The sequence below is a fragment of the Paraburkholderia sp. RL18-101-BIB-B genome, from assembly GCF_046026985.1.
Lineage (GTDB): Bacteria > Pseudomonadota > Gammaproteobacteria > Burkholderiales > Burkholderiaceae > Paraburkholderia.
Genome location: NZ_JARESV010000256.1, coordinates 1 through 220, shown reverse-complemented (window position 1 = coordinate 220; position 220 = coordinate 1). Strand labels below are relative to the sequence as shown.

The following is a 220-nucleotide window of genomic DNA, read 5'->3' as shown; positions in this document are numbered from 1 at the left end:
TGCGCTCGGCGGCAAGCCGCTGCCGGTCTATGGCGACGGTCAGAACGTGCGCGACTGGCTGTATGTCGGCGACCATTGCAGCGCGATCCGCGAAGTGCTCGCGCGCGGCACGCCGGGCGAGACGTACAACGTCGGCGGCTGGAACGAGAAGAAGAACCTCGAGGTCGTGCATACGCTGTGCGACCTGCTCGATCAGTTGCGTCCGAAGGCGGGCGCGTCG

The 220-nt window shown here is 67.3% G+C and carries 1 protein-coding gene; it reads left to right on the top strand.

The annotated features are described in order from the left end of the window. Positions 1 to 220 (top strand): GDP-mannose 4,6-dehydratase (locus tag P0D73_RS46975; protein ID WP_408436608.1); only part of this gene is annotated, 220 nt, incomplete at both ends.